The 24,237-nt window shown below is 70.6% G+C and carries 24 protein-coding genes; 10 read left to right on the forward strand and 14 right to left on the reverse strand.

Annotation, left to right across the window (positions count from 1 at the left end; all coding sequences use genetic code 11):
- The 4 genes from K7C20_RS17185 to hemL form a co-directional block, all read right to left on the reverse strand.
- Nucleotides 1–615, reverse strand: a complete 615-nt coding sequence (locus K7C20_RS17185) for a TlpA family protein disulfide reductase (protein ID WP_030074570.1) — start codon at nucleotides 613–615, stop codon at nucleotides 1–3.
- A gap of 77 nt (nucleotides 616–692) precedes the next feature.
- On the reverse strand, nucleotides 693–1,916 hold the full coding sequence (locus tag K7C20_RS17190) for a polysaccharide deacetylase family protein (RefSeq protein ID WP_030074569.1): 1,224 nt from the start codon (nucleotides 1,914–1,916) through the stop codon (nucleotides 693–695).
- 147 nt (nucleotides 1,917–2,063) lie between these two features.
- The gene (locus K7C20_RS17195) at nucleotides 2,064–2,744 is read right to left on the reverse strand and encodes a histidine phosphatase family protein (protein WP_053209527.1); all 681 of its coding nucleotides are present in this window, start codon (nucleotides 2,742–2,744) and stop codon (nucleotides 2,064–2,066) included.
- A 57-nt stretch (nucleotides 2,745–2,801) separates the two neighbouring features.
- Nucleotides 2,802–4,127, reverse strand: a complete 1,326-nt coding sequence (hemL, locus tag K7C20_RS17200; protein ID WP_053209528.1) for a glutamate-1-semialdehyde 2,1-aminomutase — start codon at nucleotides 4,125–4,127, stop codon at nucleotides 2,802–2,804.
- Between the two features lie 306 nt (nucleotides 4,128–4,433).
- Here hemL and K7C20_RS17205 point away from each other — a divergent pair, with 306 nt between their 5' ends.
- Entirely contained in the window at nucleotides 4,434–5,021 is a 588-nt protein-coding gene (locus K7C20_RS17205; RefSeq protein ID WP_078953309.1) for a hypothetical protein, read from the forward strand.
- A gap of 92 nt (nucleotides 5,022–5,113) precedes the next feature.
- On the opposite strand, the gene K7C20_RS17210 is transcribed toward K7C20_RS17205, so the two are convergent.
- From K7C20_RS17210 to K7C20_RS17220, 3 genes are all read right to left on the reverse strand, one after another.
- Nucleotides 5,114–5,911 (reverse strand): SDR family NAD(P)-dependent oxidoreductase, encoded by a 798-nt coding sequence (locus tag K7C20_RS17210; RefSeq protein ID WP_030074562.1) that lies wholly within the window; start codon nucleotides 5,909–5,911, stop codon nucleotides 5,114–5,116.
- A complete protein-coding gene (locus K7C20_RS17215; RefSeq protein ID WP_030074560.1) occupies nucleotides 5,908–6,459 on the reverse strand; it encodes a cupin domain-containing protein in 552 nt (183 codons plus the stop codon). Before K7C20_RS17215 ends, K7C20_RS17210 begins: the two co-directional genes overlap by 4 nt.
- Before the next feature lie 118 nt (nucleotides 6,460–6,577).
- On the reverse strand, nucleotides 6,578–7,210 hold the full coding sequence (locus tag K7C20_RS17220) for a TIGR03086 family metal-binding protein (RefSeq protein WP_245171378.1): 633 nt from the start codon (nucleotides 7,208–7,210) through the stop codon (nucleotides 6,578–6,580).
- Between the two features lie 160 nt (nucleotides 7,211–7,370).
- Between K7C20_RS17220 and K7C20_RS17225 the strand changes: the two genes are divergently transcribed.
- A complete protein-coding gene (locus K7C20_RS17225) occupies nucleotides 7,371–8,177 on the forward strand; it encodes a helix-turn-helix domain-containing protein (protein ID WP_053209529.1) in 807 nt (268 codons plus the stop codon).
- Nucleotides 8,178–8,196: 19 nt separating this feature from the next.
- On the opposite strand, the gene K7C20_RS17230 is transcribed toward K7C20_RS17225, so the two are convergent.
- The gene (locus tag K7C20_RS17230) at nucleotides 8,197–8,901 is read right to left on the reverse strand and encodes a TetR/AcrR family transcriptional regulator (RefSeq protein WP_078953311.1); all 705 of its coding nucleotides are present in this window, start codon (nucleotides 8,899–8,901) and stop codon (nucleotides 8,197–8,199) included.
- A gap of 138 nt (nucleotides 8,902–9,039) precedes the next feature.
- On the opposite strand from K7C20_RS17230, the gene K7C20_RS17235 reads away from it, so the two are divergent.
- Complete coding sequence (locus K7C20_RS17235) at nucleotides 9,040–10,668, forward strand: FAD-dependent monooxygenase (RefSeq protein ID WP_053209530.1); 1,629 nt, start codon at nucleotides 9,040–9,042, stop codon at nucleotides 10,666–10,668.
- Here the strand turns inward: K7C20_RS17235 and K7C20_RS17240 are convergent.
- Complete coding sequence (locus K7C20_RS17240) at nucleotides 10,625–11,365, reverse strand: AAA family ATPase (protein WP_030074551.1); 741 nt, start codon at nucleotides 11,363–11,365, stop codon at nucleotides 10,625–10,627. The two genes, K7C20_RS17235 and K7C20_RS17240, sit on opposite strands and share 44 nt — an antisense overlap.
- A gap of 192 nt (nucleotides 11,366–11,557) precedes the next feature.
- Here K7C20_RS17240 and K7C20_RS17245 point away from each other — a divergent pair, with 192 nt between their 5' ends.
- Complete coding sequence (locus tag K7C20_RS17245) at nucleotides 11,558–11,893, forward strand: YnfA family protein (protein ID WP_030074549.1); 336 nt, start codon at nucleotides 11,558–11,560, stop codon at nucleotides 11,891–11,893.
- A gap of 83 nt (nucleotides 11,894–11,976) precedes the next feature.
- On the forward strand, nucleotides 11,977–12,735 hold the full coding sequence (locus K7C20_RS17250) for an SDR family oxidoreductase (protein ID WP_030074547.1): 759 nt from the start codon (nucleotides 11,977–11,979) through the stop codon (nucleotides 12,733–12,735).
- Nucleotides 12,736–12,843: 108 nt separating this feature from the next.
- Here the strand turns inward: K7C20_RS17250 and K7C20_RS17255 are convergent, their stop codons facing one another.
- Nucleotides 12,844–14,037 carry an RtcB family protein gene (locus K7C20_RS17255; RefSeq protein ID WP_030074545.1) on the reverse strand — a complete coding sequence of 398 codons (1,194 nt, stop codon included), beginning with the start codon at nucleotides 14,035–14,037 and terminating at the stop codon, nucleotides 12,844–12,846.
- Nucleotides 14,038–14,199: 162 nt separating this feature from the next.
- On the opposite strand from K7C20_RS17255, the gene K7C20_RS17260 reads away from it, so the two are divergent.
- A complete protein-coding gene (locus tag K7C20_RS17260; RefSeq protein ID WP_053209531.1) occupies nucleotides 14,200–15,123 on the forward strand; it encodes a hypothetical protein in 924 nt (307 codons plus the stop codon).
- 205 nt (nucleotides 15,124–15,328) lie between these two features.
- Complete coding sequence (locus K7C20_RS17265) at nucleotides 15,329–16,036, forward strand: DUF3558 domain-containing protein (protein WP_030074543.1); 708 nt, start codon at nucleotides 15,329–15,331, stop codon at nucleotides 16,034–16,036.
- Between the two features lie 46 nt (nucleotides 16,037–16,082).
- On the opposite strand, the gene K7C20_RS17270 is transcribed toward K7C20_RS17265, so the two are convergent.
- Complete coding sequence (locus tag K7C20_RS17270) at nucleotides 16,083–17,306, reverse strand: erythromycin esterase family protein (RefSeq protein WP_030074541.1); 1,224 nt, start codon at nucleotides 17,304–17,306, stop codon at nucleotides 16,083–16,085.
- Between the two features lie 192 nt (nucleotides 17,307–17,498).
- Between K7C20_RS17270 and K7C20_RS17275 the strand changes: the two genes are divergently transcribed.
- On the forward strand, nucleotides 17,499–18,806 hold the full coding sequence (locus K7C20_RS17275; protein ID WP_030074539.1) for a DUF2637 domain-containing protein: 1,308 nt from the start codon (nucleotides 17,499–17,501) through the stop codon (nucleotides 18,804–18,806).
- A gap of 41 nt (nucleotides 18,807–18,847) precedes the next feature.
- Here the strand turns inward: K7C20_RS17275 and K7C20_RS17280 are convergent, their stop codons facing one another.
- The gene (locus tag K7C20_RS17280) at nucleotides 18,848–19,072 is read right to left on the reverse strand and encodes a hypothetical protein (protein WP_030074538.1); all 225 of its coding nucleotides are present in this window, start codon (nucleotides 19,070–19,072) and stop codon (nucleotides 18,848–18,850) included.
- Between the two features lie 138 nt (nucleotides 19,073–19,210).
- Nucleotides 19,211–20,932 carry a lysine--tRNA ligase gene (gene lysS / locus K7C20_RS17285; RefSeq protein WP_030074537.1) on the reverse strand — a complete coding sequence of 574 codons (1,722 nt, stop codon included), beginning with the start codon at nucleotides 20,930–20,932 and terminating at the stop codon, nucleotides 19,211–19,213.
- A gap of 160 nt (nucleotides 20,933–21,092) precedes the next feature.
- Between lysS and argS the strand changes: the two genes are divergently transcribed.
- Together argS and bla are read left to right on the forward strand one after the other, a co-directional pair.
- Nucleotides 21,093–22,868, forward strand: coding sequence for an arginine--tRNA ligase (gene argS, locus K7C20_RS17290; RefSeq protein WP_053209532.1), 1,776 nt, complete (start codon nucleotides 21,093–21,095; stop codon nucleotides 22,866–22,868).
- 118 nt (nucleotides 22,869–22,986) lie between these two features.
- Entirely contained in the window at nucleotides 22,987–23,928 is a 942-nt protein-coding gene (bla, locus tag K7C20_RS17295; RefSeq protein ID WP_030074533.1) for a class A beta-lactamase, read from the forward strand.
- Between the two features lie 117 nt (nucleotides 23,929–24,045).
- Here the strand turns inward: bla and K7C20_RS17300 are convergent, their stop codons facing one another.
- Nucleotides 24,046–24,231 (reverse strand): CsbD family protein, encoded by a 186-nt coding sequence (locus K7C20_RS17300; RefSeq protein ID WP_030074530.1) that lies wholly within the window; start codon nucleotides 24,229–24,231, stop codon nucleotides 24,046–24,048.
- Nucleotides 24,232–24,237: the final 6 nt, after the last annotated feature.

The raw sequence follows: 24,237 nt of genomic DNA on the forward strand, positions 1-24,237 counted from the left end.
TCACTTCTCGGCGATCAGCGGGGCGACCATCTTGCGCAGTTCGTCCTCGGCGAGCGGGCCGATCGAGCGGGCGGCGATCTTGCCCTGCTTGTCGATGGCGATCGTGGAGGGGATGGACTGCGGGTTGAGGCTGCCCTTGGGGAAGCGCAGCATCAGCCGACCGGTCGGGTCGAAGAGGCTCGGGTAGGGCACCTTGTGCTCTTCCTCGAAGCTGGTGGCCTGCGACGTCTCGGAGTCGCGGGTGTTGATCCCGATGAACTGGACGCCCTTGCTCTTGGTCTCGTTCGCGACCTTGGCGAAGTTCGGCGCCTCGGCGATACAGGGGCCGCACCATGATCCCCAGACGTTGAGGATGACGACCTTGCCCTTGTAGTCGGCCACGTCCAGCTTCTTGCCGGTGGTGGTCTCACCGGCAAGATCGGGCGCCGGCTGCCGCTCGTTCTTCTTGACGGTGTCGATGCCGTTCTTGCCCTGGACGAACCGGGTCTGGGACGAGCCCCCGGAGGCGCCGTCGCCGCAGGCGCTGAGCGTCAGCGACGCGGCCGCCGCCCCTGCGGCGAGCAGGGTGATGCGGCGGCGGCTCGTGAGGCGGCGTGGGGCGCGGCAAGCACTCATGTGAAAAGTTTCGCATGGGCCATTTCCGGATCTTCCGCGCCCCCCTCGCCGGACCCGTCCCCGACCGAAGGGGCATGTCAGGCCGCCGAGAGATACGCCTTCCAGCCGCCGGAGGGCTGCTGCCCGACGGGGAGCTGCTGAAGCTTGCGCAGCACCTCCGGATCCTGGGCGTCCATCCAGTCGGTGAACTGCCGGAACGACACCAGATGGACATCCCGGCTCTGCTCATTGGCAATGTGCTTGAGCGCGTCCTCGACGGCGTCCATATAGATACCGCCGTTCCACTCCTCGAAGTGGTTGCCGATGAAGAAGGGCGCCCGGTTGGTCTCGTAGGCCCGGCGGAATCCGGAGATATATGCGTCGGTGGCCTGGCGCCGCCAGCCCGGGTAGTTTACCGGCGGGGCCTTCGTCGAGTTCTTGGACTGATTGGCGAGGATGTTGTAGTCCATCGAGAGCACCTCGAAAGAGTGCCCCGGGAAGGGAATCTGCTGGAGCGGGAAGTCCCAGAGGTCCATCTTCTTCTTCGGCCACATCTGGAGACCGCCGGGCGCGCTGGCGTCATAGCGCCAGCCGAGTTCCTTGGCGGTGGGCAGCAGATTTTCCTGCCCCAGCAGGCATGGCGTACGGCTGCCGACCAATTCCTTTCGGTAGTCGAAGGGCAGCGGATCCAGATCCGTGAAGCCGGTGTTGGTACGCCACTTGGTGACGAAATCCATCGCCTGGTCGATCTCGGACTGCCACTGCTGCGGAGTCCAGCGTTTGACGGTGCCGGCGCCGGTGCAGAAGTGCCCGTTGAAGTGGGTGCCGATCTCGTGGCCGTCCAGCCAGGCCTCCCGCACGTACTTCAGCGTCTCCTTGATGTGGTCGTCGCTGAGGTAGCCGATGTCGGAGGCGCCCCGCCGGTTGTTCGGCGGCTCGTAGAGGTGCTTTTGGGATTCGGGCAGGAGGTAGAGCCCGGACAGGAAGAAGGTCATGGCGGCGCCATGGTCCCGGGCGAGCTTGAGAAAGCGGGGAAAGAGGCCGTTGCCGACCTCTCCCGCACCGTCCCAGGAGAAGATGACGAACTGCGGCGGGGTCTGTCCGGGCTCCAGCCGTTCGGGTGCTTTCGGCTGATGGGGCTGCGAGCCGTAATTCGCTGTCGAGCCGTCACCGATGAGCTTGGGGCGAGCCTGTACCGAGTTCTTCACACGCGCTTTGTCGGCCACTGCGCCCGAGTCCGGCGAAGAGCAGCCGGCGACGCCCAGCGCCGCGGCTGCACCAACTCCCATACCCAGCAGGTTTCGCCGACTGATCGCGCGCATACCCTCGTCCCCATCCGTGCTCGCCGAACTCAATATCCATATAAACGGACAATGGAGAAGAGGGCATGTCGAGCGTCGGGGTTCCGGGTTTATTCGCTCGGATATGTCATTTTGCCTGGACTTGACGTTCCACCAAGTGATGCACCGTCAGGCCCCGAAAGCCTTGGCCTTTCCCTTCACGGGTTTGGCGCCCGCCAGAAGATGGGAGGGAACCAGGTCGCGCGCAGGCTCGCTGTACCCCACCGAAATGATCTTGTCGCCGTGGAAGGTGAACGACGTCAGCGAGGCCAGCGTGCACTGCCGCTTGCGCGGGTCGTGCCACAGCCGCCGCCGCTCCGCGAAGCTGCGCACGATCCAGATCGGCAGCTGATGGCTGACCGCCACCGCTTCGTGCCCGCGCGCCGCGTCCCGCGCCGCACCCAGCGCCGCCATCATGCGGACGACCTGCTCCAGGTACGGCTCGCCCCAGGACGGCCGGAACGGGTTCGTCAGGTACTTCCAGTTCCCCGGCTTCTTCAGCGCACCGTCGCCGACCCCGAAGGTCTTCCCCTCGAAGACGTTGGCCGCCTCGATCAGCCGCTCGTCGGTGGCCAGATCCAGACCATGCGCACCGGCGATCGGCACCGCGGTCTCCTGCGCACGCTCCAGCGGCGAGGCGACGACATGTGTGATGTCCCGCTCCGCGAGGTGCTCCGCCACCCGGTCGGCCATCTTCCGCCCCAGCTCGGAGAGGTGGTAGCCGGGCCGGCGCCCGTAGAGCACGCCGTCGGGGTTGTGCACCTCGCCGTGCCGCATCAGATGCACGACGGTGATGTCTTCGCTGCTCATGTCACCCATTCATTCAGTCGTCTGCAAGCAGTCGCCGGCCCGTGCCCGCAACCGTCGTCAGGCCGTCGCCCCGGCCGCGGCCCGCGCGGCGGCCGGCAGTGCGGCGGCGATCCGCTCGACGGCCGCCGTGTCGTGTGCGGTCGAGAGGAACCACGACTCGAAGGCGGACGGCGGGAGGTAGACGCCCTGCGAGAGCATCGAGTGGAAGAAGGCGGTGAAGCGGAACGACTCCTGCGCCTTGGCGGCGTCGTAGTCGGTCACCTCGGCATCGGTGAAGAAGACCGAGAACATGTTCCCCGCCACCTGGAGCCGGTGCGCCACGCCCTCCTTCGCCAGCGCGGCGGTGACCAGGCCCCGCACCTCCGCCGAGACCGCGTCGACCTTCCCGTAGGCGGCATCGTCCAGCAGCCGCAGCTGCGCGACGCCCGCGGCGGTGGCGATCGGGTTCCCGGACAGGGTGCCCGCCTGGTAGACCGGGCCGGCCGGGGCGAGATGCGCCATGACGTCCGCGCGGCCGCCGAAGGCCGCGGCCGGGAAGCCGCCGCCCATGACCTTCCCGAAGGTCATCAAATCCGGGCGTACGCCATCAATTCCGTACCAACCGGCCTTGCTGACGCGGAAGCCGGTCATCACCTCGTCGGAGATGTAGAGCGCCCCGTTGCCGGCGCACAGATCCTTCAGGCCCTGGTTGAAGCCCGGCAGCGGCGGCACCACGCCCATGTTGCCCGGCGACGCCTCCGTGATCACACAGGCGATCTCGCCCGGGTGCGCGGCGAACGCGGCCCGTACCGCCTCGATGTCGTTGTACGGCAGCACGATCGTGTCGCCGGCCTGCGCACCCGTCACACCCGGCGTGTCGGGCAGTCCGAAGGTCGCCACGCCCGAACCGGCCGCGGCCAGCAGCGCGTCCACATGCCCGTGGTAGCAGCCCGCGAACTTGACCACCTTCGGCCGGCCGGTGAAGCCGCGTGCCAGCCGGATCGCCGACATCGTCGCCTCGGTGCCGCTGGAGACCAGGCGCACCTGCTCGACCGGCTCGATCCGGGCCACGATCTCCTCGGCCAGCTCGACCTCGCCCGCGCCGGGCGTGCCGAAGGACGTACCGCGGGCGACCGCGTCCTGGACCGCGGCGATCACCTCGGGGTGCGAGTGGCCCAGGATCATCGGCCCCCATGAGCACACGAGGTCGACATACTCACGGCCGTCGGCGTCCGTGAGGTACGGACCGGTGCCGGACACCATGAACCGGGGCGTACCGCCCACGGCCCGGAAGGCCCGCACCGGAGAGTTGACGCCGCCCGGCGTCACAGCGGACGCGCGGTCGAACAGCGACTGCGAAACAGGGGCTTCATACGGAAAAGACACTGTGATCCTGACCTGCATAAACGGCGGGAGGGGCGGCGCACGGACGCGGCCCGGCTGACAACGGGTGCGGGAATCTCCCTCGCGATACGCCTGCGGGCGCCGCTGGGTTCACTCTCGCTCCTTTTTTGATTCCTCTCGCTCGACCGGGCGTCAGCCCCCACTCGTCTGCGAAACTGGGCCGACGTACGAGATAAGTCACGCAAGCAATGGTCTCAGAGGCGCACGGGGGCGTGCGGCCGGGCGTTTCACGCGCCGGTGACGGGGGAGGTCTCTGAGACGATGATCGGGTTGCGCGGCTGGGGCTGCGAGTGGTCGGGTGGAGATATGCATCGCGGTGGCGAACTGGGCGAGGGAACCAATGACCGGGGTCCCGAGCGCGCCCAGCGCGGCCGTCACCGGCGCGAGGACACCACGGGCGAGACCCGCGAGGACACCACGGGCGAGAGCACGGGCGGGGAGATCAGAGGCGGCCGCATGGGGGTGACGTACAGGTACTTCGGCGCGCCCAATGGTGCGACCGCGGCCCGCGTCCCGGTCTCCATGCGTCCCGAGGAGCTCGGCGGTGACGAGCTCGGCATGGGCGGCATGTTCAGCAAGATCAAGCCGGAGACGATGGCCGCCATGGTCCTCACCGGCATAGAGGGCATACCCCTCCATAAGGTTCCGCCGCTCGAACTTGTCGTCCTCCACCCCGACTACGCCGTCGTCAAGCTCCCCATGACCGTGGTCGACCCGCTGCGCGGCGTCGGTGAGGAGTCGGTCGGCGCGGCCGCCTTCATCTGGTCCACCGTTCCCGACCGCGGGGGCCCGCGCGACGCCTTCACCGTCTACCAGCTGTTGCACGAGTGGCAGGACTTCAGCCACCGGCTGCACGAGGCGGGGCACCAGGCGTACTGCCTGGTCTGGCCGTAACGGTTCAGCGCGGGCACGGCGGCCCCGGCGCGGCGGCCCCGGGCGCGGCGCGCCGCCCGGCCGGGGCACCCTCCGCACGGAGGCCGCGCCGGTCACCACGTGGGACGGGCCGACACACCGCCGTCCACGACCAGATCGTGCCCGGTGATCCAGGACGCCATCGGTGAGGCGAGGAACACACAGGCATCGCCCACGTCCTCCGGCGTGCCCAACCGTCCGGCGGGCGCCGCTGCTTGCCAGCGGCGCACCCCCTCCGGCCAGTCCTCCGCCAGGCCGGGACGGTCGATCAGACCGGGCGAGACGCTGTTGACGCGGATGCCGTACGCCCCGTACTCCAGCGCCGCCGCGCGCGCATGCATCACCACCGCCGCCTTGGACGCGCAGTAGTGAGCATGCTGCGGCGCCGGACGGTCCGCCTCGATCGAGGCGATATGGGTCACCGAGCCACCGCCGGACGCCCGCATCACGGCCGCCGCGGCCTGGGTGCAGGCGAAGACGCTGTGCACGTTCGGGTCCGCCACCGCCCGCCAGTCGGCGAGCGACATCGCCGCCAGCTCCTGCGTCGGCTGCACCCCGGCATTGTTCACCAGCGCGGTCAGCCGGCCGCGCCAGCCGGCCGCCTCGTTCACCAGACGGTGGCACTCCTCCTCGACGGCCAGGTCGGCGCGCAGCGCCAGCGCGCTCCCGCCGTCCGCCTCGATCCGCCCGACCAGGTCCCGGGCCGCCTCGGCGCCCGTACGGTAATGCGCCACGACGGCCGCGCCCGCCGCGGCGAACCGCAGCGCGATACCGCGGCCGATGCCCCCGGCGGCGCCGGTGACGAGGGCGATCTGGCCGCTCAGACCGGGAAGTTGGGGGCGGCCGGTGGCGTCCGGTCCGGTCTCGGTCATGGCCTGCTCAGCGCGGTGATCCGCGCCGCCTCCTGGGGGAAGCGCGCGGCCAGTTCGGCGGCGTCCCCGTGCTCGTAGTCCTCGAAGGTGAAACCGGGCGCCATCGTGCACCCGAAGAGCGTCCAGGAACCGCCGTCGGCGACCTCGGCGGCCATCCACGTACCGGCCGGCACCGTGAACTGGACGTGCTGCCCGGCCAGGACGTCCGGCCCGAGCACGACAGTACGGGCAGCGCCGCCGTCACCGCCCTCCGCGAGGCCGCCGCCCTCCCAGGCGCCGCCGCCGTCCGGGAGAAGGAAGAGGGTGAGCGGATCGCCCCGGTAGAAGTGCCAGATCTCGTCGGCGGGCAGCCGGTGCAGCGCGGAGAAGTCGCCCGGCTCGTCGGTCAGCAGCATCACGATCGCGGAGCCCTCGGGCCGCCCGTCGGGTCGCTCGGGGCCCGCCCACGTACGCCGGAACCGTCCGCCCTCACGGGGTAGCGGCACCAGCCCGTAGAAGTCGATCAGCGCCTCGGGGAGCCGCTCATGGGACCTGCGCTGCTCGTCCATCCGCGGGCCGCCTCCCAGTCGTCCGCCGACTGCCGGTGGTGATGATCCAGCCTAGGGAGTGTGCCCGGTGTCCCGCCCGGCATACCGCGTCCCGGTGCTGGACGGCCGCCCACCTCCGTCAGCCGGCCGTCCAGTGCGGGTCGCGGCCCGTCTCGGCCAGCAGCGCATCGAGGCCGCAGGCACCGGGCGGAACGGGGAGCGGCTCGGCGAAGACGTTCATCTTCCGGGCCGTCGGGGCCATCTGTGCGACCAGCGTCCGCAGCTCGGCCACGCACCCGGGAGCCGGCGTGTACGGCAGGCCGGCCGCCCGTGCCACGTCCCAGGCGTGCACCGTCAGATCCAGCAGCACCATCGCGCCGACGGTCCGCGCCGGCAGCTTCATCCCGCCGGTCGGACCGTCCTCCGCGCCCGGCACCGCCCACGCCTCGACCAGGCGCGCCGCCTCGTCCGCGAACCGGTCGGGCCACTGCGCCCCGTAGTCGCCGAGCCGGTCGGGGGTGGTGCTGAAGTCGGTGTCCTTCTTCGCGGCCAGGGCCTGGAAAGCGACGACCACCTGGAAGAGGTGGTTGAGCAGCGCCCGTACGTCGTACGCGGCGCAGGGCGTCGGCAGCCCCAGCTGGTCGTCGCGCACCCGGCGCAGTACGGGGAGCGCCGCCTGCGCCGCCGCGTCGAGCAGCGCGCTGATCGGTGTGGGTGTGGGGGTCGGTGGGGCCGTGGGGGCCGGTGCGGTCGGGTCGGCTTGCTCGTTCACGGGCGTTTCATCCGAAATGTCTTGCATGTCGTTCATGGCGATGACGCTACGGACCGCCGCCGGTTGGCGGCTTGAAAAAACGCGACAGGCCCCGCGCGATCGGCGCGGCCCGTCCCGGCGGGCCGGGCGGGACCCTGCGGGCAGCGCCTAAAATCCCGGCATGGCCGCTCCACGGCGCGACACCCGGGGCATCGTCGACGCCCCCGGTCTCTTCACGCGGGTGCAGTTCCGCCGCCGCACCCCCGCCGCACCTCTGCGCCCCTATGTCGAGCACTACTGGCTGATCGACTGGGAGCTGTCCGAGCCGTATGCCACGCATGTCGTTCCGCACCCGTGCGTGAACCTCGTCTTCCAGCGGTACGCCGACCGCCCCGGCTTCGGGGAGGTCGCGGGCGTCGGGCTGGAGCTGTTCGCACAGAAGCTGGCGGGTCGCGGGCGGGTGTGCGGGGTGCAGTTCCGGCCGGGCGGGTTCCGGCCGTTCGCCCCGGAGCGGCCCGCGACGGACTGGACGGGCCGCCGGCTGCCGCTGGCGACGGCCTTCGGGCCCACGGATGCCGCGGGGCCCGTACTGGAGCCGGACGACGAGGACGCCCGGGTGGCCGCGCTCGACGCCTTCCTGACCCCTCGTCTGCAAGCCGGGCCGCGGATCCTCGCCCAGGCCGACCTCGCCGTGGGACTGGCCGGCCGGATCCGCACGGACCGTACGATCCGCCGGGTCGCGGACTTCGCACGGGCCGAGGGCATGTCCGTAAGGGCCCTCCAGCGGCTGTTCGCCGGCTACGTCGGGGTCAGCCCCAAGTGGGTGCTGCTGCGCTACCGGGTGCACGAGGCCCTGGAGCGCGCCGCGTCCGGGGCGGAGGTCGACTGGGCCGCGCTCGCCGCCGAGCTGGGCTACAGCGATCAGGCGCATCTGGTCCGCGATGTCACCGCCACCGTCGGGGTCCCGCCGACCGCGTACCTGCGCTGAGTCCGGCCGCGCCGGGCCCTCAGGGGTGTTCGGCCGTCAGATAGCGCTGGATGGTGGGGGCCAGCCAGGCGATGACCTCGTCGTGACCGAGGTCCACGGCCGGGGGGATGTGCAGGACATAGCGGCACAGCGCCATGCCGAGTATCTGGGAGGCGATCAGCGCGGCGCGGGTCGGCGCCTCCTCGGGCACCGGGCAGACCGCGGCCAGGACCGGCTTGATCTGTTCGGCGAACACGCCGCGCATCCGCTGTGCGCCCGCCTCGTTGGTGACGCCGACGCGCATCATGCCGGTCAGCGTCTCGTCGCACTCCCAGCGCTCCAGGAAGTGCCGTACGAGCCGGGCGCCGGCCTCGTCGCGCGGTACGTGGGTGAGGTCCGGGGCGTGCACCTCGATCTCGGAGGCGGCGGCGAAGAGGCCGGCCTTGTTGCCGTAGTAGCGCATCACCATCGACGGGTCGATGTCCGCGTCCCTGGCGATGGCGCGGATGGTGGCGCGCTCGTAGCCGTCCGCGGCGAAGCGGTCCCGGGCGGCGGCCAGGATCGCGGCGCGCGTGGCGGCGGAGCGCCGGGGGCGGGCGGGGTCCGACGCCCCGCCGGGCGCGGCGTCGGCGGTGGCCCCGGGCATCACGGCCGACGCAGCGGGCGCGGCGGGCGCGGCGTCGTCAGGCGCGGCATCGGACGCGGCAGGCGCGGGATCAGCGGCGGAGGGAGCATGTTCGGCCATGTCAACAACTGTAGGCCAACACCTGTTGACACGCCAGGTCCGGCCGCTCTACGCTTGCCAACAAGCGTTGACCAACATGCGTTGGCATGAATGCAGGTGCAGCCACAGGCACAGCCACAGGCACAGGAGGCGGAAGCCATGGATGCCATGAACCGCAAGACCGCCGGCAGCGGCCCTGAGGCCGACGAGGCGCGTGCGGCCCGCGACACGGACGTCATCGTCGTGGGCGCAGGACCGACCGGCCTGCTGCTCGCCGGAGACCTCGCCGAGGCAGGCCTCGGCGTCACGCTCCTGGAGCGCCGCCCCGCCACCCTCAGCAACCTCACCCGCGCCCTAGCCGTCCATGCCCGCACCCTGGAGCAGCTGGACGCCCGCGGCCTCGCCGACGAGCTGATCGCCGGCGGCCATCGGCTCTCCGCCCTCCGCCTCTTCGGGGAGGCCACCGTCGATGCGACCCGGCTCCGCTCCCGCTTCCCCATGGTGCTGATCACTCCGCAGTTCGAGGTCGAGCGGCTGCTGGAGCGGCGGGCCCGCCGGGCCGGTGTCGACTTCCGTCATGACTCCGAGGTGCTCGGCCTCGATCAGGACGCCGACGGTGTGACGGTGCGCTTCCGTAATGCCGAGGGCATCGGCAGCCGCCGCGCCGCCTACGTGGTCGGCACCGACGGCGTCCGCAGCACCATCCGCGAGGCCGTCGGCCAGCCGTTCCCCGGCAAGTCCGTGATCCGCTCCCTGGTGCTCGCCGATGTCCGGCTGGCCCAGGAGCCCGATTCCCCCTTCACCGTCAACGCCAACGACGAGGCCTTCGCCCTGATCGGCTCGTTCGGCGACGGCTGGTACCGCGTCATCTGCTGGAGCCGCCGCCATCAGGCCGACGACGACGCGCCCACCGGTCTCGACGAGGTCCGCGAGATCACCCGGCTCGCCCTCGGCAGTGATTACGGCATGCACGACGCCCGCTGGGTCTCCCGTTTCCACAGCGACGAGCGCCAGGCCCCCGAGTACCGCGTCGGCCGCGTCTTCCTCGCCGGCGACGCCGCCCATGTGCACTCCCCCGCCGGCGGCCAGGGCATGAACACCGGCCTCCAGGACGCCGCCAACCTCAGCTGGAAACTGGCCGCGGTGCTCCGGGGCCACTCCCCCGACAGCCTGCTGGACAGCTATCAGACCGAGCGCCACCCGGTGGGGAAGCAGGTGCTGCGCAGCAGCGGTGCCCTCATCCGGCTCGCCCTGCTGCACGGCGCCCCCGGCCGCGCCGCGCGCGGCCTCGCCGCCCGGGTCTTCAACCATCTGCGCCCGCTGTCCGGCCGCGCCATCCGCACCATCTCCGGCATCGGCATCGCCTACGGTGCCGGGCCCGGCGCCCACCCCCTCGCGGGCCGGCGCGCCCCCGACATCCGTCTGGCCGACGGCAGCCGCCTCTACGAACTCCTCCGCCAGGGCCGGTTCGTTCTTCTCACCCCCGCCGACGAGCCCGGCGTCCCCCGGGCCCTGACGGGCAAGGGGGACCGCCCTCACCCCGCCGAGGACCGCTTCCTGACCGCCTCCTGGCAAAGCGGCCGCCGTACGGCGCTTCTGGTGCGCCCCGACGGCTATATCGCCTGGGCCACCGACGCCACGGCCCCCGCCGACCGCGCCCTGGCGCTACGGTCCGCACTCCTGCACTGGACCGGCGCCGCGCCCGAGGACGGCGGATCCATAGGCACCGCCCGGCCCGCCGCCCTCACCCCTCCAGCACATGCCGCAGATAGGCCCGGGGGTCGTTGAGATAACGCCGCCAGTGGTCGACGATCCCCAGCTCCGCCCACTCCACGCTCCGCATCCCGTGCTCGCCGACCTCGACGATCGCGGCGCCGGGCAGCGCCGTCAGCAGCGGGGAGTGGGTGGCGCAGATGACCTGGGCACCACCGCTCCCCAACTCACCCATCAGCCCGATCAGTTCAAGACAGGAGGAGAAGGACAGGGCCGCCTCGGGCTCGTCCATGACATACAGGCCCCGCTGTGCGAACCGCTCCCGGAAGGCCATCAGAAAGCCTTCTCCGTGGCTCATATCGTCCGGGGAACGGGACAGTCGGTTCGACCTCCGCTCGCCGTTCAACGCCTCCAGCGCTGTCTCGGCCCGCAGGAAGAACCCCCGCCGACGGACCCGCGGCCCCCGCACCATCTGCCGCCCCTCCCGCGTCGGATCGAACCGCATCAGGCCGCCGAGCAGGGATGCCTCCCGCGAGCTGGCGTACTTGTATCCCGCCGAGCCGCCGTACGAATCCAGCCCGAAGCCCTCCGCCAGCGCCTCGGCCAGCGTCGACTTTCCCGAACCGTTCTCCCCCACCAGAAAAGTCACCGGAGCGCGGAAGGCCAGCCCTTCCTCGACCAGCTGGCGCACACACGGCACCGTCCAGGGCCAGCCGTTCTCAGCCGTCCCCTCCCCCTCCGGAACGTCCACGTAAGCCCGTTCGATCAGCATGCCCCCGAAGCTCTCACACCCCACTGACAGTCCCCCGCCGACAGCCCCCAGCCGACGTTCAGCGGCCCCCCGCCGACGTCCAAGCGTCGCCCGACCATCTCCAGCCGCGCATCGCCCGACGATCCCAGTCATGCCTCGCCCGACGATCCCCACCCACTTCGGGACCCGTCCCGTCGTCCGTACGCTGGACGCATGCTGTTCGCCCGCTCCGCCGCTCTCTTCGTCCTCGCCGGCCTCTTCGAAATCGGCGGCGCCTGGCTTGTCTGGCAGGGCGTCCGCGAACACAAGGGCTGGGTCTGGATCGGCGCCGGAGTGATCGCGCTGGGGGTGTACGGCTGGGTCGCCACCCTCCAGCCGGACGCCGAATTCGGGCGGATCCTCGCCGCGTACGGCGGCGTCTTCGTCGCCGGATCGCTGGCCTGGGGCGCGATCGCCGACGGCTACCGCCCCGACCGCTGGGACGTGACCGGCGCACTGATCTGTCTGGCCGGAATGGCCGTGATCATGTACGCCCCCAGGAGCCGCTGACCCCGCCTGCATATCCTGGCCGCGGACCGCCCTCCCCCAGGCTTCGCGGAGCAGGGGGACCCCACCGCCCCGAGGAGAGTGCCATGACCGCCGAGGCCCGTACCGCCGTCGTCACCGGAGCGAGCAGCGGCATCGGCGCCGCCACCGCGCGAGCGCTGGCCGCGGCCGGCTACCACGTGCTGCTCACCGCCCGCCGCAAGGACCGCATCGAGGCGCTCGCCGCCGAGCTGCCGAACGCCGAGGCCTACGCACTCGACGTCACCGACCGCGCCGCCGTCGACGCCTTCGCGGCAGCCCTCGACCGCTACCCCTCCGTCGACGTCCTGGTCAACAACGCCGGCGGTGCCTACGGCGCGGAACCGGTCGCCACCGGCGACCCCGCCGACTGGCGCGCCATGTACGAGGTCAATGTGCTGGGCGTGCTCCATATGACCCAGGCGCTGCTGCCCGCGCTCACCTCCTCCGGCGAGGGCACCGTCGTGGTGCTCTCCTCCACCGCGGGCCATGGCACCTACGAGGGCGGCGGCGGGTACGTCGCCGCCAAGCACGGCGCGCATGTCATCGCCGAGACGCTCCGCCTGGAGCTGTGCGGTGAGCCGGTGCGCGTCATCGAGGTCGCCCCGGGCATGGTCAAGACCGACGAGTTCGCCACCACCCGCTTCCGTGGCGACTCCGCCAAGGCCGCCAAGGTCTACGAGGGCGTCGACCAGCCGCTGAGCGCGGAGGATGTCGCCGACACCATCACCTGGGCGATCACCCGGCCCGCCCACGTCAATGTCGATCTCCTGGTGGTCCGCCCCCGCGCCCAGGCCTCCAACTCCAAGGTCCACCGCACCACCTGAGCCGCCTGCCGCGGCCCCGGCCGGGAAAGCGGCCCGCCGACGGACGACAGAGGGGGCGGCCCGGCGCACACCGCGCCGGACCGCCCCGCCCCGTCTCCGCCCCAGGGCTCAGCCCTTCACACACACCACCTGCTTGAGCTTGGCAACGACCTCGACCAGGTCCCGCTGCTGATCGATGACCTTCTCGATCGGCTTGTAGGCACCCGGGATCTCGTCCACCACACCGGAGTCCTTACGGCACTCCACACCCCGCGTCTGGTCCTCCAGGTCCCGGGTGGAGAACCGCTTCTTCGCGGCGTTCCGGCTCATCTTGCGGCCGGCGCCGTGGGAGGCGGAGTTGAAGGACGCGGCGTTGCCCAGTCCCTTGACGATGTACGACCCGGTGCCCATCGAGCCCGGGATGATGCCGTACTCGCCGCTGCCCGCCCGGATCGCGCCCTTACGGGTCACCAGCAGGTCCATGCCGTCGTACTGCTCCTCCGCCACATAGTTGTGGTGGCAGGAGATCACCGGCTCGAACGCCGGCTTGGCCTTCTTGAACTCCTTGCGGACGACGTCCTGGAAGAGCGCCATCATCACGGCCCGGTTGTGCTTGGCATACTCCTGCGCCCAGAACAGATCGTTGCGGTACGCCGCCATCTGCGGGGTGTCCGCGATGAAGACGGCGAGATCGCGGTCGACCAGCCCCTGGTTGTGCGGCAGCTTCTGCGCCTGCCCCATATGGAACTCGGCCAGCTCCTTGCCGATGTTCCGGGAGCCGGAGTGCAGCATCAGCCACACCGCGCCGGTGTCATCGAGGCAGAACTCGATGAAGTGGTTGCCGCTTCCCAGCGAGCCCATCTGCTTCGTCGCGCGCTCCTGACGGAACTTGACCGCTTCGGCCACCCCGTCGAACCGCGACCAGAAGTCCCCCCAGCCCGCCGTCGGGTAGCCGTGCAGCCGTCCGGGGTCGACCGGAGCCTCGTGCATCCCGCGCCCCACCGGAATCGCCTGCTCGATCTTCGAGCGGAGCCGGGAGAGATCGCCGGGCAGGTCGTTGGCGGTGAGCGAGGTCTTCACCGCGCTCATCCCGCAGCCGATGTCGACACCGACCGCCGCCGGACAGACCGCGCCGCGCATGGCGATCACCGAGCCGACCGTCGCTCCCTTGCCGTAATGCACATCCGGCATCACGGCCAGGCCCTTGATCCACGGCAGGGTGGCGACGTTGCGCAGCTGCTGCATCGCGACGTCCTCGACCGCGGCCGGGTCCGTCCACATCCGGATCGGTACCTGGGCGCCAGGCACCTCGACGTACGACATAACTTCCCCATTCCCCCGAATTTATGAAAAACGCAAAAGCCGGACAATTTATCCGATCTTGGACGGCGGACCAGCGTTTGCGGCAAGACGTGCGATAGACATTGTGTCCATCGGCCGCCGACCGGCGGCAACCGCATTTCGTAGGGGAAGGAGCCGCGAACGATGCCACGGAAGCCGTTCGTACCCGGTGCCGCAGTGGTGGTGGCCGCGGCGCTGGCCGCCGGTCTCACCGGCTGCACCGGCAGCTCCAGCCCCGACGGCGACGCCGCCGACGCCAAGAGCGGCGGCGCCGCCACATCGAGCCCGGCCGCCGAGCCGGGCCGCTACCAGACCCTCCCGGAGGCCTGCGGGCTGCCCTCGCGCGGCGTCATCCGCCGCATGCTCCCCGGCGACGGCCAGGCCCTGTCGGGCACCGAGGCCCAGAAGGTCTACGGCGGCCAGGCCGACATCACCTACGACACCGACCGCCGCGTCGGCTGCCGCTGGACCCGCGAGACCACCGCGGGCACCCGCCATCTGGGCCTGGACATCCAGCGCGTGGTCTCGTACGACTCCGCCGTCAGCGATGACGACAAGGCGCAGGCGATCTACGGCAAGAAGGAGCTGGCCGCGCAGATACCGTCCGGCGGCGGCTCCCCCTCGCCCGCCGCCCCGTCCCCCTCCGCCTCCGCCTCGAAGAACAAGGGGGAGGGCGAAGGAGTCGTCACGAACGACGCGAGGGACAAGAGCGCGACGGACAAGGGCGCAACGGGCAAGAGCACGGCAGGCGCGAAGGGGAAGGCCCCGTCCGGGAGCCCCTCGCAGAAGTCCGACCAGAGCGCGTCCCCGAGCGCGGACCCGAGCGGCTCCACCGCCCCGCGCGTCCTGGACGACCTCGGGGACGTTGCCTTCCTCAATGACAAATTGGTCACAGCGGACTCCGGCGTCCACCGCGATGTCACTGTGGTCTTTCGCACGTCGAACGTCATCGTGAAGATCACCTACGACCAGTGGTCCACGGACAAGACGATGTTGCCGGACAGCCAGGAACTGCAGGACAAGGCCCGTTCGCTGGCCACCGAGCTGTCCGACAGCCTCAGTGAATAGTCCGGTTCAGGCACATTGACCGAGTCGACGGACAAGGAGGCGAAACGCCCGATTTGAGCGTTGCGCTCATCGACATGAATCGGTCACCCACCTCGCCGCGCCGCGTACCGTGCCGTCTAGCCCTGCCCCGTACGCGCGGCAGGGCAGGCCCCACGGCCACCGCCACGGCCGTGCCGACCCGACGACGACGAACAGCGAAGGAACCATGCACCGTTCAGCCAAGCGACTCGCCAGCCTTCTCACCTGCGCAGCAGTACCGGTGCTGCTCGTCGCCGGCTGCTCCGGCTCGGACAGCGACAGCTCCGGTGACGCCCCCTCCTCCGCCTCCAGCAGCGCGGCCAAGCCCTCGCCGACCGTCGCGCCCGCCAAGTTCAAGAAGCTGCCGAACCCGTGCTCGGCGTTCTCCAAGGAGACCATCAAGAAGATGCTGCCCAAGGCGAAGGACGCCTCCGGGGAGCAGGGCAACTCCACGGACAACGCCGCCCACGGCACCTGCTCGTGGACCAGCTCGGACGAGAAGGGTGTCGACGGCACCCAGTGGCGCTGGCTGGACATCGGCTACCAGCGCTACGAATCCGACCCGGGCGTCGGCAGCGGCGAGAAGCGCGCCACGGACTTCTACGCCAAGCAGGTCTCCGAGGCGAAGGCCACCAAGGGCGCCAAGAAGCTGGAGACCGTCAAGACCTCCGGCACCGGTGACGAGGCGACCGCGATCACCTACGACGTGAAGCGGGACGGCACCAACTTCAAGAACACCACGATCGTCGCCCGCACCTCCAACATCGTCGTGACGATCAACTACAACGGCGCGGGCCTGGCCGGCGCGGACGCCCCCAAGGTTGCCGACCTGCTCAAGCACAACCAGGCCGCCGCCAAGGAGGCAGTCGCCGCCGCCGCGAAGGCCAACAGCTGACCGCACCGACACCGCCCGGGCTGTCAGGGCGATGGCGGGTTGCCCGTCACGGCAGCCCTCGCACGGGAGACACCCGGCGGATGTGGATGAGCACGTCGAATGCATCGGCAAGGGAAGCAACGGCCATGTGCTCGGCGGCATCGCGGGAGGCGTCGTAGACGCCGCTGATGACGCGGGCCTTCGCCGGCCCGTCCCATCGGCGGCGTACGGCGTCGCGGCGCAGGTCCAGCCAGTGGGCCGGCAGATCCACCTCGCCGAGCATCGCGTCGATCAGCTCCCCGGCCGGCTCCGGGACGGTGACGACACCGAGGTCTCCGTGGTGGAAGCCGATCGCCACGGAGACATACCGGGCGCCATAACGCCTGCGCAGCAGACTGCCCACGCTGGGCTGCGGACCACGCTCGGGAGCCAGGCCCAGGACCGTCTCGGCCGCCGACGTGTGGGCGATACCGTCCCAATAGACCACGCGCAGCCCGGCCCGGCGCTGAGCGTCACCGAGAGCGTCCGCCCACACTGCGGCGTCGCCCGCGTAGTTGCCTCGTCCGGCCACGCTGCGCTCATGGAAGTCCACGATCAGACGCATCCGCGCCAGGATGCCGCCGGCATGGTCGGCATCGTCGGCATCGGGCAAGGATCGGACCAGCGCGAGCGCATCACGGGCGTGGTCGGCGAAAGGACGCCCCGGGTGCATTCCCCGGGCGCGCTGCACGTGCTCGTCGGTGTGGTGAGCGGTCCGGATCACCTCCAGATGGGATGCGACCTCTGCCAGCCGTTCCGGGGCTGACCCACGGACGTGATCCAGGACGGCGTCGTAGTCCTCGGCCTGCGCCTGCGCGGGTTTCACACCGAAGATCCGTACGGGGTCGTCCGGGTGCTCCCGGTTGAACGCCCGGATCCACTCCAACGCCGCGGCCATCTCGGCGGTACGCCAGGGACGCCAGGCGCCGTCGAGCGCCGACTCGGCCGAACCCTCGCCTTCGCGCACGTACCTGTCGAGGCCGGCGGCGACCCCGGCACCGTCCTGTACGGCCAGCGCCCGGAAACCGTGGCGCCGGACCAGCCGGCGGAAGAGTTGGTCCCGCACACCGAAGGTCTCCCGGGAGGCTCGTGTGGACTCGCCGATGCCGACGACCGTTGCCGCGGCGGCAAGCTTCTCGGCAAGCTCATCGAGTGTGGCGGCGGACAGTGGGACGACGTCGGAGTGCTGCGGATCGGACAGCCCCTGGTGTGAAGAGAGGGAGCCCAGGGTGGCGGCGGTGTCGTTTTCCATGCCTCCCAAACTCCTACCTGAAGTTCGGTTGAGGTCAAGGCCGTTGGCCCGGCAATACGCCCGCCGGCCCGGCCCGCGGGCGATCGGCCGTCACGCCTGCCTGCCGGGTCTTTGTCCGTACCGGCAACACGCCCTCCCGTACCCATGTGCCAGGCTGTCGCTCGCAACAGACCGACTGGGAGGGGTCCTCGGGTGGCCGCGCCACTGAAGCTGACACGCACGCACCGGATACTCATCGGAGTGGTCATCGCCGGTGCGGTGGTCATCGCCGGCATCGGCTTCGCCGGCTCCTACGCGGCCGTGCGCGAACTCGCCGTCAAAAAGGGCTTCGGCGGCTTCGCCTACTTCTTCCCCATCGGCATCGACGCGGGCATCTGCGTCCTGCTCGCGCTGGATCTGCTGCTGACCTGGATCCGCATGCCCTTCCCGCTGTTGCGGCAGACGGCGTGGCTGCTGACGGTCGCGACGGTGGCGTTCAACGCCGCGGCGTCGTCCGATCCCTTGGGCATGGGCATGCATGCCGTCATCCCGGTGCTGTTCGTCGTCACCGTCGAGGCCGCCCGGCACGCCGTCGGGCGGATCGCCGACATCACGGCGGACAAGCACATGGAGGGTGTGCGCATCACGCGCTGGCTGCTGGCGCCCGTCCCCACGTTCCTGTTGTGGCGGCGGATGAAGCTGTGGGAGCTGCGGTCGTACGACGCGGTGATCAAGCTGGAGCAGGAACGGCTCGTGTACCAGGCACGGCTGCGTTCGCGCTTCGGGCGGAGCTGGCGCCGTAAGGCTCCCGTGGAGTCCCTGATGCCCCTGCGGCTCGCCCGGTTCGGGGTGCCGCTGGCCCAGACCGCTCCCGCGGGGCTCACCGCGGCGGGCATCGAACCGCAGCTGCTGCCGGCGCCACAGCAGTCCCTGACGCCCGCTCGGGAGCCGAAGGCCCAGGAACCGGCCCAGGAACCTGCCGAGGCCGAGGAGATGCCGAGCCAGTGGTTCGCGGCGCCGCAGCAGGTGACGTATCAGGGTGGCTACGACCCGGCGTACGTCCCGGAGCAGGAGCGACAGCCCTCGTACGACGAGCACCCGCAGGCGCCGACGTACGAGCAGGCGCCGACGCACCAGCAGGTGCCGACCCGCGAGCAGGTCCCGACGCACCAGCAGGTCCCGACGCGCGAGCAGGTCGCCGTACCGGCGCCGCGCGCGCCGGAGCCCCAGCCACAGGTCCCGGTGCCGAACGGTGCAGGGGGGACGCGTCCGCTCGGCCAGGGCACCCCGGAGACGGGCCCGCAGCCTGCTCAGGCACCGGCCGCGACCCCGACCGACGAGGACCTGTACCAGGTGTTCCGGCACTCGATAGAGGGCGAAGGCATGCCGACACCGGGCGCGTTCGCGGCGAACTTGGACGCCCAGTACGGGGTCCGCCTGCGGTCGCGGGACCTGAACCGCTACATGGACCAGTTCAGCGACCGCCTCAACGCGGAAATGATGGACGAGCACATCGCATAAGGCACCACACGCCGGGTGTCGTCCCGTAGGTCCCTAGACCGCTAGACCGCCCCGGCGCCCGTCTGCCCCGCCTGCTTCGCCTTGCGCTTCTTGGCCGCGTCCCCCCAGACGGCCAGCGCCGCACCGGCCGCGAAGACGCCGGCATACGCGGCGGACGGCAGCTCGAACCAGTGGGGCAGCAGCCCCCAGGCATGATCGAAGAAGACCTGCCCGATGAATCCCATGACGCCCTGAATCATGACGATGAAGCCGATTAAACCTCTCATGGCTCCAGCGTGACGGGTCCGGCCGCGGGGATCCTCGTCCCCGGGGCCGAACCCTTCTCATCCCTCAGTCGGAGACCACACGGACGCGTCTACGACTCAACGGCAGCGACTCGACGGCAACAGCTCTCCGGCGGCCCGTCATCCTCCGAGCAGCTTGCGCACCCGGTCGGCGCCCACGGCCAGCAGCAGGGTGGGCAGCCGCGGCCCGGTGTCCCGGCCGACCAGCAGCTGGTAGAGCAGGGCGAAGAAGGCCCGCTGGGCTACCTTCAGCTCCGGGGTCGGCTTGGCGTCCGGCTCCAGGCCCGCCTGGATCTTCGGGACGCCGTAGACCAGGGTGGTCAGGCCGTCCAGCGACCAGTGCTCGTCGAGACCTTCGAGCAGCAGCCGCAGCGAGCCGCGGGACTGCTCGTCGAGGGTGCCGAGCAGCTCCTCGTCGGGCTGGTCGCGGACGACGGTGCGCTGCTCGGCCGGGACCTGGGTGTTGATCCAGTACTCGGCCTTGTCCAGCCGCGGCCGGGTCTCGTCCAGCGAGGTGACGGGGTTGCCCGGGTCCAGTTCGCTCAGGATCCGGAGCGTCTGCTCGTCATGGCCGGCGGTGATGTCCGCGACCGAGGCGAGCGTGCGGTACGGCAGCGGGCGCGGCGTACGGGGCAGCTCGCCGGCGGCGGTACGGGCCGCGCGGGAGTACGCGGCGGCGTCCGCCGGCAGCGCGCTGCCGTCCGCCACCTTGGACTCCAGCTTGTCCCACTCGTCGTAGAGCCGCTGGATCTCCTGGTCGAAGGCGATCTTGAAGGACTGGTTGGGCTTGCGGCGCGCGTACAGCCAGCGCAGCAGCGGCGCCTCCATGATCTTCAGTGCGTCGCCCGGGGTCGGCACCCCGCCGCGCGACGACGACATCTTGGCCATGCCGCTGATGCCCACGAAGGCGTACATGGGGCCGATGGGCTGCGCACCGTCGAAGATCTGGCGGACGATCTGGCCGCCGACGACGAAGGACGAGCCCGGCGAGGAGTGGTCGACACCGGACGGCTCGAAGATCACGCCCTCGTAGGCCCAGCGCATCGGCCAGTCGACCTTCCAGACCAGCTTGCCGCGGTTGAACTCGTTCAGCCGGACCGTCTCGCCGAAACCGCACTCCGTGCAGGTGTAGGCCAGCTCCGTGGTCTCGTCGTCGTACGAGGTGACCGTGGTGAGGTCCTTCTCGCACTGCCCGCAGTAGGGCTTGTACGGGAAGTAGCCGGCCGAGCCGCCGCTGCCGTCGTCCTCGGCGGCCGCGCCCGAGCCCTCGGCGGCCTCCAGCTCGGCCTCGTCGACGGGCTTCTGCGACTTCTTGGCCGGGGCCTTCTTCGTGCGGTACTGGCCGAGGATCGCGTCGATGTCCGCGCGGTGCTTCATCGCGTGCAGCACCTGGTCGCGGTAGACACCGGCGGTGTACTGCTCGGTCTGGCTGATGCCGTCGTACTCGACGCCCATCTCGGCGAGCGCCTCGCGCATGGCGGCCTTGAAGTGCTCGGCCCAGTTCGGGTACGCCGAGCCGGCCGGGGCCGGCACCGAGGTCAGCGGCTTGCCGATGTGCTCGTTCCAGGACTTGTCGACGCCCGGCACTTCCGGCACCTTGCGGTAGCGGTCGTAGTCGTCCCAGGAGATGAGGTGACGGACCTCATAACCGCGGCGGCGGATCTCGTCGGCGACGAGGTGCGGGGTCATGACCTCGCGGAGATTGCCGAGGTGGATCGGGCCGGACGGACTCAGGCCCGAGGCGCAGACGATCGGTTTGCCGGGGGCGCGGCGCTCCGCCTCGGCAATGACCTCGTCCGCAAACCTGGAGACCCAGTCGGTCTCGGTGCTCTGCTGAGCCACGATCGGCCCTTCCTCTTCCTGGTGCTTCCTGATTGCGCCGTCTTGCGCGTGCGACGCACAAATGCCTGACAGTGCCCATTGTCCCAGACGAAAAATCAGTGGTAGTGCCGTGGGATACTCATTGGCAAACCCTTTCCACTCCGACGGAACGGCTCTTTCCATGGCCTCGGTCACTTCCCTCGCAGCTTCGGTCAACCAGCGCGTCGCGGACGCCCTCTCGGCAGCCCTGCCGGAGGCCGGCGCCGCCGACCCGCTGCTGCGCCGAAGCGACCGGGCGGACTTCCAGGCCAACGGCATGCTGGCGCTGGCCAAGAAGCTCAAGGGCAATCCGCGGGAGCTGGCCGCACAGGTCGTCGCAGGTATCCCCACGGGTGACAGCGGCGCCGTGATCAAGGAGATCGAGGTCTCCGGCCCCGGCTTCCTCAACATCACCGTCGCCGACGAGGCGATCATCAAGACCCTCGCCGAGCGCGCCGCCGACGACCGCCTGGGCGTGCCGTACGCCGACGGTGCCGGCACGACCGTCATCGACTACGCCCAGCCGAACGTGGCGAAGGAGATGCACGTCGGCCACCTGCGGTCCGCGGTGATCGGCGCGGCGATGGTCGAGATCCTGGAGTTCACCGGCGAGAAGGTGATCCGCAGGCACCACATCGGCGACTGGGGCACCCAGTTCGGCATGCTCATCCAGTACCTCATCGAGCACCCGCACGAGCTGGACCACAAGAGCGGCGAGGTCTCCGGCGAGGAGGCCATGTCCAACCTCAACCGGCTGTACAAGGCCTCCCGCGCGCTCTTCGACTCCGACGAGGAGTTCAAGGAGCGGGCCCGCCGCCGGGTCGTCGACCTCCAGGCCGGCGACGAGGAGACGCTCGCCCTGTGGCGGCGTTTCGTCGACGAGTCGAAGATCTACTTCTACTCGGTCTTCAACAAGCTGGACATGGACATCCAGGACCCCGATGTCGTCGGCGAGTCCGGCTACAACGACATGCTGGAGGAGACCTGCCGGCTGCTGGAGGAGTCCGGCGTCGCGGTGCGCTCCGAGGGCGCCCTCTGCGTGTTCTTCGACGACGTCAAGGGCCCCGACGGCAACCCCGTCCCGCTGATCGTCAAGAAGACCAACGGCGGCTACGGCTATGCCGCCACCGACCTCTCCGCGATCCGCGACCGGGTCCAGAACCTCTCCGCCGACACCCTCCTGTACGTCGTCGACGCCCGGCAGTCCCTGCACTTCAAGATGGTCTTCGAGACCGCCCGCCGGGCCGGCTGGCTGAACGACAAGACGCACGCCGTCCAGCTGGCCTTCGGCACGGTCCTGGGCAAGGACGGCAAGCCGTTCAAGACCCGTGAGGGCGAGACGGTGCGGCTGGTCGACCTGCTGGACGAGGCGATCGACCGGGCGACCGCGGTGGTCCGGGAGAAGGGCGAGCCGATCGGCCTGACCGAGGAGGAGATCACGGGCAACGGCGCGCAGGTCGGCATCGGCGCCGTGAAGTACGCGGACCTGTCGACGTCGGCCGGCCGGGACTACAAGTTCGACCTGGACCAGATGGTGTCGCTGAACGGCGACACGTCGGTGTACCTCCAGTACGCCTACGCCCGTATCCAGTCGATCTTCCGCAAGGCCGGTGACGCGGCCCCCGCGGCGCACCCGGAGCTCTCGCTGGCCCCGGCGGAGCGGGCGCTGGGCCTGCACCTCGACCAGTTCGGCGAGGTGCTCGCCGAGGCCGCCGCGTCGTACGAGCCGCACAAGGTCGCCGCGTACCTCTACGGCCTCGCCTCGCTGTTCACGACCTTCTACGACCAGTGCCCGGTCCTGAAGGCCGAGGGCGGCCCGGACCAGCTTGCCAACCGGCTGTTCCTCTGCGATCTGACCGCCCGCACCCTCCACCAGGGCATGGCCCTGCTCGGCATCCGTACGCCCGAGCGGCTCTGAGCCCGGCGCGTCGTCCGGCCCCCCGCGAGGCCTGCCGTCGCTTACTCTCCTGCCACAACGGCCCCGTACAACACAGGTGTTGTACGGGGCCGCTCAGGTCTCAAGGGGAGGGGCAGCGATGCACCCAGCACCACACCGGAGCAGCGAGCGCACCACGCACACCGCCGGTCCGACCCGGCGCGCCGCGCTGGGCACCGGAGCCGGACTGCTGGCGGCAGGTTTCCTGGCGTCCGCCACCACACCCGCGGCCGCACAGGCCCCCACCACCGGTGATCCCTACGAGGCCCTGCGCCGGCTGGAGCACACCCACCGGGCGCGGGTCGGCGCCTTCGCCCACAACACCGCCACCGGCGCGACGGTCGCCTACCGCGCCCACACCCGCGTCCCGCTCTGCTCGGTCTTCAAGCCCCTCGCCGTCGCGGCGGTGCTGCGCGACCTCGACCGCAACGGGGAGACGCTGGCCCGCCGCATCCACTACACCGACGCCGACCTCGTCGAGAACTCGCCCGTCACCGAAAAGCACGTCGCCACCGGCATGACGATCGCCGAACTGTGCGCCGCCGCCGTCCGGCGCAGCGACAACACGGCCGGCAACCTCCTGCTGCGCGAACTCGGCGGCCCGACCGCCGTCACCGCCTTCGCCCGCTCCCTCGGCGACCGCACCACCCGCCTCGACCGCTGGGAGACGGAACTGAACTCGGCCGAGCCCTGGCGCAGGACGGACACCACCAGCCCCGCCGCCATCGGCCGCACCTACGCCCGGCTGCTGGTGGGCGACGCGCTCTCGGCGTCCGACCGGGGCCGGCTGACGGCGTGGATGAAGACCAACGAAACCAACACGGAACGCTTCCGCGCCGCCCTGGGCAAGGCCTGGGCCATCGCCGACAAGACAGGCTCCGGCTCGTACGGCACCGGCAACGACGTGGGCGTGGCCTGGGCACCGGACGGCACCCCGATCGTGCTGGCCGTGCTGACGGGCAAGCCGGAGCAGGCCGCGGCCTACGACAATCCGCTGATCGTGGACGTGACAAAGGTGCTCGCACGGGCCGTGGCGGGCTGAACGGCCGCGGGGTGCGGGCCGCGGAGTTCAGCCCGCGGGACGTCGGGTGGCGGGGTGCAGGCCGCGAGGGTTCACACGGCCACGGGCGGCGGCGCCGTCAGTGCTGCCAGGCTGCCATCAGTGCTGCCAGGGCTTCCGTACCGCGTCCTTGACCTTCTCGCTCGCGTCCAGCCCGTGCCCCGCGGTCTTCTCGGCCTTGCCCTCGGCCTCCAGCTTGCGGTTATGCGTGGCCCGGCCGACGACTTCCTTCACGGCGCCGATGACCTGCGCGCCCTTGGCCTGCATCTTGCGCTTGGCAGTCATGGTTAC

The organism is Streptomyces decoyicus (genome assembly GCF_019880305.1).
GTDB lineage: Bacteria > Actinomycetota > Actinomycetes > Streptomycetales > Streptomycetaceae > Streptomyces > Streptomyces decoyicus.